Below are 8,899 nucleotides of genomic sequence, written 5' to 3' on the forward strand. Positions count from 1 at the left end.
TATTTCCCAGAAGAATGTGATGCCGTCATGGAAGTTGACTAAAAGGCGGTCGAAGGCGCGGAGCGCGCCCGTCGGGGCGGGCCGCTCCATGCGAATTTGACGGGGCTTCTACGGGCGCTCGCAATCATGAACTAAGGCCCGTGCCGGGGCCGTAGCGCATTTTCCAGGAAACCGCCGCAGGCGGCACCGGACAAGGAGTTGTTTGGGTATGACGACACCAACCGACACGGCTCTGCCGCAGTCGGCCCCCGTCCTGACCTTCGCCCGCACCATCGACCGCGCCCTGGTGCACCGGGCGGCCGTCTCGGAGGTGCTGGTCACGGACCTCGTGCAGACGGGGGCCGAGGACTTCGTCGCGGGGGCCCAACTGCCCAACGGGCACGCCTACTTCAGCGACCATGCGCATACGCCGGCGACGTACGACTTCCTGCTCCTGCTGGAGGCCGCGCGGCAGGCCGGCACCGCGGCCTCGCACCGGCAGCTGGGCATCGCGCAGGACACCACCTTCCTCGTCAACAACTGGTCGATCCGGATCGGGGACCTGTCGGCGCTCGTGTCCGGCGACCGGCCCGGAGAACTGGAGCTGGCGGGCGCCGTCACCCCGGTCACCGCGCGCAACGGCCGCCTGCGAGGCGTGAGTTCCTCGGTCACCCTGCGCATGGCGGGCCGTACGGTGGCCCGTACCCGCATCGACGTCGGCGCGGCGAAGAGCGCCGACTACGGCAAGCTGCGTTTCCTGCAGCGCAAGTCCGACCCGCCGCTCACGGCCGACCTGCTGGGCGCGCTGCGCAGCCGTCCGGCCGACGCCGTCGACGTGGGCCGCCGCAACCCCGCCAACGTGGTGCTGGGCGAGCCCATCCATCTGGGGGACACCGTCTCCGCCCAGGTGGAGCCCCTGTTCGAGAACAAGAGCCTGTTCGACCACACCTACGACCACATTCCCGCGATGGTGCTGACCGAGGCGGCGCGCCAGCTCGCCCATCTCGCGGGCGTTCCGACCGACCGGGCCGTGACCGGCTGCACCGCCGACTTCACCCGCTTCGCCGAACTCGACTCGCCCCTGGTGGCCACCGCCCGCCTGGGCGCGGCCGGAGGACTCGGCGCGGGCACGGCCCAGTGCGAGGTCGTCCTCGAACAGGACGGTGCGCAGGCGGGCCGGATCACCCTGGACTTCGCGCAGGCGGACTCGGCCGGCCGGGCCGGCGGCCCGGACCCCGCGACGGGGGGGCCGGCGTGACGCCCCGAGGCGGCCGGCCGGCCGTGCGCGCGGTGTGGACGGACTTCGGCGGGGTGCTGACCCCGCCGATCCCGCGCGACCTGGAGACCTTCTGCCGGCGGACCGGCATCCCGGCGTCCGCCTTCCGCATCGCCATGGCCGCCGTGGCCGAGCCGTTCGGCGGCGACCTCATGGCGCCGCTCGACACCCCGCTGCTCAGCGAGGACGAGTGGGCGGCCCGGATGAACGCCCGGCTGCGCGAGCTGGGTGTGGACGCCGATGTCACCGGCTTCGGGGAACGCTGGTTCGAGGGCCGCGAGACCAACCACGCCTGGCTCGGTCACCTGCGCGCCCTGCACGACGAGGGCGTCTTCGTCGGCCTGCTGTCGAACATGCCGCCGGCCTGGGACCGGCTCTGGCGGCGCATGGTTCCCCCCGAGGGGCTCTTCGACGCGCTCGCGCTGTCCTTCCGGATCGGCGTGCGCAAGCCGCAGCGCGCCATGTTCGACGCGGCCGCCGAACTGGCCGGGGTCGCGCCCGAGGAGTGCGTGCTCGTCGACGACATCGAGGCCAACTGCGCCGGGGCCGAGGCCGCCGGCTGGCAGGCCGTCCACTTCACCGACACCGACACGGCGGCGGCCGAACTGGCCCGCCTCCTGCCGCGCGTGACCGGCTCCGGTCCCGCGGCCGCCTGACCACAGGAGAGCACATGTCACGCACCGTTCTGGTCACCGGAGGCAACCGGGGGATCGGCCTGACCATCGCCCGCGCCTTCGCCGAGAACGGCGACAAGGTCGCCGTCACCCACCGCGGCGGCGAGCCGCCCGAGGGGCTCTTCGGCGTGCGCTGCGACGTCCGGGACCCCGAGGCGGCGCGGCGCGCCGTGGCCGAGGTCGAGGCCCAGTACGGCCCCGTCGGCGTCCTGGTCGCCAACGCCGGCATCACCCGCGACGCACTGGCGCCCACCATGCGCGACGAGGACTTCGAGGACGTCATCCAGACCAACCTCGTCGGCTCCTTCCGGATGGCCCGGCTGGTGTCCCGGTCCATGATCGGCGCGAAGTGGGGACGCATCGTCTTCATCTCGTCGATCATGGGCTTCCTGGGGTCCCCCGGGCAGTCCAACTACGCCTCCTCCAAGTCCGGGATGCTCGGCCTGACCCGCTCGCTCGCGTGGGAGCTGGGCTCGCGGAACATCACCGTGAACATGGTCACGCCCGGTCTCATCGAGACCGAGATGATCCAGGGCGTGACCGACAAGCGGCGCGCCCAGCTGCTCGGCCAGACCCCGCTGCGCCGCACGGGCACCCCGCAGGAGGTCGCCGAGGTCGTCCGGTTCCTCGCCGGTGACGGTGCCGCCTACGTCACCGGGGCCGCGATCCCGGTCGGCGGCGGCATCGGCATGGGGCAGTGAACGCCGGCCCGCAGACCCACCCCACCCGTTCCACGCGCGCACGCCGTGCGCGCGTACCCGACACACGAAGGGAATCCGTCATGACGGACGAGGAAGTGCTGGACATCGCCCTGGAGATGGGCAAGATCTTCAACGACGGCGACATGGAGATCGCCCAGCGCCTGGTGGCCGAGGACTTCGTCGACTACGAGGCCCCCGAGGGTTCGCCGACCGGTCCCGAGGCCTACGCCAACACCGCCCGGTGGATGCGCACCGTGTGGGCGGACGCCCGCTGGGAGGTGGTCGACGCCTTCGCCAAGGGCGAGAAGGCCGTGCTCCGCCTGATCTTCACGGGCCGTCAGGTCGCCGACTTCATGGGCGTGCCGGCCACGGGCAAGGAGGTGCGGGTGCAGCACCTGCACGTGTACCGGATCGTCGACGGCAAGGCTGTGGAGCACTGGGCCGTCCGCGACGACCTGGAGCTCTTCCGCCAGCTCGGCGCGTGGGACAAGCCTCTGAAGGGGGCCCCGAAGCCCGTGCCCGCGTGACGGCCGGCACCGCCGGGGCGGTGCCCGAAGACGCCGAGAGGGGCGGCATCCGCAGTGCGGATGCCGCCCCTCGTGCGTTGTCAGGAGTGTGCCGGGCCCAGCCCCTTCAGGAGCGTGTCGACCACGGCGGCGGCAAGGGTGTCGGGGTCGGTGGAGGTCTCCGCCTGCACCTGGATGGCCTGCTCGATCAGGGCGTGGTAGACCCGCCGCGCCCATTCGAGGTCCGCGTCGGGGCGCAGCAGACCGGCCTGTTGCGCCCGGTCGAGCAGCAGGTGCCCCTTGGCGAAGATGCGCTCGTGCGCGGCGACCGCCTCCGGTGCCCGCAGCTGCGGCTGGCCGACGGTGTAGCGCCAGCCGCTCTTGACCTGGATCACGTTGGCGGTGATCTGGTGCAGCGCCACGAGCGGGGGAGCGGTCTCCGGCCGGCCGACGTCGATGGCCTCCTCGACCTGCCGGAAGGCGTGCACGGCCATCGCGTCGATGAGCGCCTCGCGGGAGGCGAACCGGCGGTGGACCGTGGTGCGGGCGACGCCGGCCGCGGCGGCGATCTGGGCCAGGCTCGCGGTCGGGTCCTCGCTGAGCACCTGCTCGGCGACTTCCAGGATCGTGCGCACGGTCCGCTCGGCGTCGGCACGCAGCGGCCGCGCTCTCGTCGTCGTCTCCGTCACGGGTGCCGCCTCTCGGTCGCTGATCGGTACACCCTCCAGTGTATGTGACACCAAAGTAGCAAGACAATGATTACTTGCATCTTCGGTGTTGCACTTTCTTGCTTCTCTGGTACGTTGATGTTGCAGATCACGGAAGACTTGCAACTATCGAGGAGTGGATCGTCATGTCGCAGGACCAGCAGGACTGGATCGAGACGTACGAGTTCGTGCAGGGTGCGCAGGCCGCCGGGCCGGCCGAGCTGCAGCGGGTCGGCGTCCTCAAGACCGGCCCCCGCGACGCCCGCCGGATCCTGGTCCTGCTCGGCGGCCGGGAGGGCGCCGCCGGTGTCTTCCGGCACACCGCGCGCAGCCTCGCCGCCGCGGCGGACGACCTGCAGGTGTGGGCGGTGGACCGCCGCGAGCAGAACCTCGCCGACCTCTCCGGCTTCGCGGACACCCCGGAGCACGCCACCGAGTACTACCTGGGCGGCCACTACCAGGTGCAGGACCCCGCCCAGTCGGCGTTCGCCGCCCAGTGGGGCCTGGAGGTCCTCCTTGAGGACGTCCGCCAGGTGGTCCTCGCCGCCGCGGCCGGCGGCCGGCGCGACGTCGTGCTCGGCGGTGTGTCCGTGGGCGGCAGCGAGGCACTGCTCTACGCCGCGTGGGACTTCGACGGCACCCCCGGCTACCGCGACCTGGCCGGCCTGGCCGTCGTCGACGGCGGCGTCCTCAACGCCTACGCGGGCGCCGGCATGCAGTTCGACCTGCCGCTGGAGGCCGCCAAGGGCTGGCTCGCGGCGATCGAGTCCGGTGCCGTCTTCGAGGACTTCACCAGCACCACCACGGGCCTGGGCGACCGGCCCGAGTCGGCCGCCCTGTGGTTCCAGCTCGCCGCGCGGCACGCCCTGGCCGACCCCGACGCACCGGCGGTGCTCGCCGACCGCGTCCCCGAGGCCTTCCGCACCGGCGGCAAGCTCACCAACGCGGGCCTGTTCGGGCGCATGGTCGACGCCGCGCACGCCCACCCCTCGTACTCCGTGCAGGCGGGCCGCCTGGAGGACGACGGCACCTGGGCCGACGGCGGCCCCACTTCCCTGCGCACCGTCGCCGAGGCCTTCGCGGGCCCCCTCCCCGGCGCCTGGATGTGGTACACGCTGGGCCGCGTGATGCTCGACCTCGTGGCGGCCATCGACTTCAAGGAGACCGAGCTGACCCGCCTGCTGGGGCTGCGGCTCGCCCACGCCGAGGCCATCGACGTCCCGCTGTACACCTTCCAGTCCGGGCTCACCAACGGCACCACGGGCCAGGCCGCGGCGGCCGTCACGGCCGCCAGCCGCATCCCCGAGCTGGCGCTCTACTCCGACCCCGCGCTCACCCACCAGGACGTCGTCTACGCCCGGTGGGAGGACAACCGCTTCCTGCAGACCCTCTCGCAGTTCCTCCGCGCTCTGCCGCGCCGCGACCGCTGACCGGGGCGCCCGCCGCCGCACGGGCCCGCCCCCACCGAGCGGGGCGGCAGGGGTAACTCCCCCGTCCCCCTGCCGCCCCTCCCCTACGACCATCCGACAAGGAGAGCTTCGATGGCTGCCGCCGCCACCCCCGAGGCGCCGCCCCGCGCGGGCCTCACCATCTTCGCCCTGTGCCTGGCCGTCTTCATCGTTCCCTACGGCCTGAGCAGCGCACCGGTCGCCCTTCCCGCCATGGGCCACTCCCTCGACGCCGGTGTCGTGCCGCTGCAGTGGGTCGTCAACGCCTACAACGTCACCGCCGCGAGCTTCATGATGGCCGCCGGGTCGATCGCCGACCGCATCGGCCGCAAGCGGGTCTTCTCCTTCGGCGTCGGCCTGTACGCCGTCTCCGCCCTGATCGGTGCGCTCGCCACCGACATCCTGCTGGTGGACATCGCCCGGGGCGTTGCCGGTGTGGCCGCCGCCGCGATGATGACCGCGGGCGTGTCCGTCATGGCGAACATGTTCCACGGAGCCGCGCGCACCAAGGCGTTCGCGTTCGTCGGCGTCACCATCGGAGCCGGCCTCGCCATCGGCCCGACCAGCTCCGGACTGCTGGTGTCGGGCCTGGGCTGGCGCTCCATCTTCTGGGTGCAGTTCGCCGTCGCCGTGGCCTCCATGCTCGGTCTGCGCCTCGTCCAGGAGTCCAGGGACCCGGACGCCCACGCGGTCGACTGGGCCGGCACCGTGACCTTCACGCTCGCCCTGTTCTGCTTCACGCTCGGCGTCATCGAGGGCCCCGTGTGGGGCTGGGCCGGCGCCGGCGTCCTCGGGCTCTTCGCGGGCTGCGCCGTGCTGCTCGCCGCCTTCGTCGCCGTCGAACGCCGGCAGCGGCACCCCATGTTCGACCTCTCGCTCTTCGCCGAGCCCCGGTTCATGGCGGTCAACCTGCTCGCCACCGCCGTCTCCTTCGGCTTCGTCGGCCTGATGGTGCTGCTGCCCTCCTACCTGGTCGGCGCCAACGGGCTCACCGACAGCAAGGCCGGCCTGACCATGCTGCTGCTGACCGCGCCGGTGCTCGCCTTCCCGCTGGTCTCCGGGCGCATGGTGCAGGCGGGCATCCCGATGCGGCCGATCCTCAGCGGCAGCCTGGTCCTCGTCGCCGCCGGACTGGCCTGGCTCACCGTCGTCCACCCGGGGATCGGTACGCTCGAACTCGCCGGACCGCTGCTGCTGGTCGGCATCGGCATCGGCCTGATCTACGGCCTGATGGACGGCGCGGCGGTCAGCACCGTCCCGCCCACCAAGGTCGGCATGGCCAGCGGCATGTTCAACACCATCCGCCTGGCCTCCGAGGCGGTCGCCGTGGCCGGCATGGTCGCCGCCGTCGTCTCCGTCGTCCAGAACCGCATCACCCCGGGCCTGGACCGGTACACCCAGGGCACGGGCCTCACCTCCCGCAGCGTCACGGACAGCGTCACCAGCGGCAACCTCGAAGCCGCGGTCGCCAAGGCACCGTCCTCGGCCCGTGCCTCCTTCACCGACTTCCTCGGCCAGGGGTACACCCACGGCTTCCAGGTCGTGCTGTGGGGCACCGTGGTGATCTGCCTGATCAGCGCGGTGGTCCTGCACCTCATCCTCACGGACCGCCCGGCCGCCGGCGCGGCGGCCGACGACGCACCGCAGACCGAGCAGGAGGCGCCCAGGGCCTCCGCGGACGCGACGGTCTGAGCCGCCCGGCCCGCGAAAAGCCCACACCGCACCCCGGCGGGCGACCGGTACGACACCGGTCGCCCGCCGGGCGATCTCCTCGCAGGAGCAGTGATGACGACACCCGCCGCGCAGCGCCCCGGTCTCGTCCCGGCCCCCGCGACCGGCACCCCCGGACCCGCCGGCCCGCTCCTGCGCGGACCGCTCCCCGCCACCGCCATGGCGCTGTCGAGGCTCGCCCCCGGAGCCCCGGCCGTGCTGCACCCCGAGGAGGAGCGGCTGCTGCGGACACTTCCGCCCGCCCGGCGGCACGACTTCGCGGTGGGCCGGCTGGCCGCGCGGCGCGCGCTGCGGGCGCTCGGGAGGGAGGGACCGGTCCTGCGCGAGGGGCGGCGGCCGGCGTTCCCGGCCGGGGTCCAGGGCTCCATCAGCCACTGCGTGGGACACATCGGCGCGTGCTTCGTCAGCACGCACCCCCGGGTGGCCGCCACCGGCACGGACCTGGAACGCACCGACCGCCTCAGCCGGGCCGCCGCCCGGCTGGTGTGCACCCCGCACGAACGCGCCTGGGTGGAGGCCGCACGGCGTCCGGAGAGCCGGCTGTCCGTCGTGTTCTCCGCCAAGGAGGCCGTCTACAAGGCGCTGTCCGCCCTGCACGCGCCCGAACCCGTCTTCCACGACATCGAGTTGCGCGTCGCGGACGGCCGGATCGCCGCGCACCTGGCGCCCGGCCTGCTGTCCGAGGGCCGCCGGCTCATGGGCTGGATCCGGCTCCTGCCCGGCAACCACGTCATGACCTCGGTGGCGGTGCTCACCGACTGCGGCGGCCCGGACGAGCCGGCCGCGTTCTCCGTCGCATCATTCGATGTGGTCTGATTCAACCTTAGGGTCAATTTCTTGCCGCTCGCAGCATCCGCATGGAAGGGTGGTTTTCCGTTGGCGCCGGACAAGTGATGTGAGTGTCCACGGGGGGATTGGTGCTTCAATTCAAAGTGCTCGGCCCACTGGAAATACGACTCAACGAGGAGAAGGTCCCCGTACCGCGCGGCCCGAAAGTCCGACAACTGCTGGCGCTCATGATGATGCAGCCCGGGACCGTCGTACCGCACGGGATGCTGGTGGACGAACTGTGGGGGAAGAATCCCCCGAAAACCGCGCTCTCCACGGTGCGTACCCACGTCTACCACCTCCGCAAGAGCCTCACCCAGGAGATCGGCGGCGCCGCCGCGACCGATCTGATCGACACCTGGCCCGCCGGCTACGTACTGCGTGCCACGTCCGAACAGGCCGACGCCGAAAGGTTCCTGCGGCTGGCCCGGCAGGGGGACACCCTGCTGCACGCCGGAAACGTCGCTGAGGCGTCCCGGGTGTTCTCCCGTGCGCTGGACCTGTGGAACGGCGGCGTCCTGACCGATGTCGGGTGCGGTCCCGTGCTGATGCAGCACGTCCAGCATCTCCAGGAGATGTACATGCGTGTCCTGCAGCAGCGCATCGAGACCGACATGCGGCTCGGCCGGCACGGCGGGCTCGCCGCGGAACTCAAGAGCCTCGTCGCCCGCCATCCGCTCAATGAATGGCTGCACGGCCAGCTCATCACCGCCCTCTACCGGTGCGGCCGCCGGGGTGACGCACTGCACGCCTATCAGGAACTTCGTGGAATCCTCCAGGAGGAATTGGGACTGGACCCCTCCCGTGCCATTCAGCAGATACAGCAGGTCATTCTGTCCGGTGGCGACGAAAGCGTGCTGCACAATCCACCGCACTGGCAGTGGCGCAAGGATTCCGTGCCCCTGCCCGACGCCTGCTGAAATACATGACTTCCTTTCCTGACCGAGGAGCGCACGTGCGCAAGGTGCTCATCGCCAACCGTGGCGAAATCGCTGTCCGCGTGGCCCGGGCGTGCCGGGACGCCGGGATCGCGAGCGTGGCCGTCTACG

10 protein-coding genes are annotated in these 8,899 nt (G+C 72.0%); 9 read left to right on the plus strand and 1 reads right to left on the minus strand.

What is annotated here, in order from left to right:
* The first annotated feature begins 208 nt into the window (after positions 1-208).
* The 4 genes from ACZ60X_RS28605 (at position 209) to ACZ60X_RS28620 (ending at position 3,157) form a co-directional block, all read left to right on the plus strand.
* Complete coding sequence (locus tag ACZ60X_RS28605; protein ID WP_469604298.1) at positions 209-1,237, plus strand: AfsA-related hotdog domain-containing protein; 1,029 nt, start codon at positions 209-211, stop codon at positions 1,235-1,237.
* Entirely contained in the window at positions 1,234-1,911 is a 678-nt protein-coding gene (locus ACZ60X_RS28610; protein WP_469604301.1) for an HAD family hydrolase, read from the plus strand. Before ACZ60X_RS28605 ends, ACZ60X_RS28610 begins: the two co-directional genes overlap by 4 nt.
* Positions 1,912-1,925: 14 nt before the next feature.
* The gene (gene fabG, locus ACZ60X_RS28615; protein ID WP_469604304.1) at positions 1,926-2,630 is read left to right on the plus strand and encodes a 3-oxoacyl-ACP reductase FabG; all 705 of its coding nucleotides are present in this window, start codon (positions 1,926-1,928) and stop codon (positions 2,628-2,630) included.
* An 80-nt stretch (positions 2,631-2,710) separates the two neighbouring features.
* The gene (locus tag ACZ60X_RS28620; protein ID WP_469604306.1) at positions 2,711-3,157 is read left to right on the plus strand and encodes an ester cyclase; all 447 of its coding nucleotides are present in this window, start codon (positions 2,711-2,713) and stop codon (positions 3,155-3,157) included.
* Positions 3,158-3,237: 80 nt separating this feature from the next.
* Here the strand turns inward: ACZ60X_RS28620 and ACZ60X_RS28625 are convergent, their stop codons facing one another.
* Complete coding sequence (locus ACZ60X_RS28625; protein ID WP_469604309.1) at positions 3,238-3,825, minus strand: TetR/AcrR family transcriptional regulator; 588 nt, start codon at positions 3,823-3,825, stop codon at positions 3,238-3,240.
* A 164-nt stretch (positions 3,826-3,989) separates the two neighbouring features.
* Between ACZ60X_RS28625 and ACZ60X_RS28630 the strand changes: the two genes are divergently transcribed.
* From ACZ60X_RS28630 to ACZ60X_RS28650, 5 genes are all read left to right on the plus strand, one after another.
* Positions 3,990-5,273, plus strand: coding sequence for an alpha/beta hydrolase (locus ACZ60X_RS28630; protein WP_469604313.1), 1,284 nt, complete (start codon positions 3,990-3,992; stop codon positions 5,271-5,273).
* A gap of 111 nt (positions 5,274-5,384) precedes the next feature.
* The gene (locus ACZ60X_RS28635) at positions 5,385-6,983 is read left to right on the plus strand and encodes an MFS transporter (protein ID WP_469604315.1); all 1,599 of its coding nucleotides are present in this window, start codon (positions 5,385-5,387) and stop codon (positions 6,981-6,983) included.
* 93 nt (positions 6,984-7,076) lie between these two features.
* Positions 7,077-7,838 carry a 4'-phosphopantetheinyl transferase superfamily protein gene (locus ACZ60X_RS28640; RefSeq protein ID WP_469604318.1) on the plus strand — a complete coding sequence of 254 codons (762 nt, stop codon included), beginning with the start codon at positions 7,077-7,079 and terminating at the stop codon, positions 7,836-7,838.
* Positions 7,839-7,939: 101 nt separating this feature from the next.
* The gene (locus ACZ60X_RS28645; protein WP_469604321.1) at positions 7,940-8,770 is read left to right on the plus strand and encodes an AfsR/SARP family transcriptional regulator; all 831 of its coding nucleotides are present in this window, start codon (positions 7,940-7,942) and stop codon (positions 8,768-8,770) included.
* Between the two features lie 35 nt (positions 8,771-8,805).
* On the plus strand, positions 8,806-8,899 hold a 94-nt coding region (locus tag ACZ60X_RS28650; RefSeq protein WP_280842533.1), incomplete at its 3' end, for a biotin carboxylase N-terminal domain-containing protein.

It is taken from the genome of Streptomyces sp. NPDC104106 (assembly GCF_055584345.1).

Coding starts and splice junctions, on each gene's coding strand:
- fabG (WP_469604304.1), top strand. CDS start 1,926: ATGTCACGCACCGTTCTGGTCACCGGAGGCAACCGGGGGATCGGCCTG.
- ACZ60X_RS28635 (WP_469604315.1), top strand. CDS start 5,385: ATGGCTGCCGCCGCCACCCCCGAGGCGCCGCCCCGCGCGGGCCTCACC.
- ACZ60X_RS28620 (WP_469604306.1), top strand. CDS start 2,711: ATGACGGACGAGGAAGTGCTGGACATCGCCCTGGAGATGGGCAAGATC.
- ACZ60X_RS28640 (WP_469604318.1), top strand. CDS start 7,077: ATGACGACACCCGCCGCGCAGCGCCCCGGTCTCGTCCCGGCCCCCGCG.
- ACZ60X_RS28630 (WP_469604313.1), top strand. CDS start 3,990: ATGTCGCAGGACCAGCAGGACTGGATCGAGACGTACGAGTTCGTGCAG.
- ACZ60X_RS28605 (WP_469604298.1), top strand. CDS start 209: ATGACGACACCAACCGACACGGCTCTGCCGCAGTCGGCCCCCGTCCTG.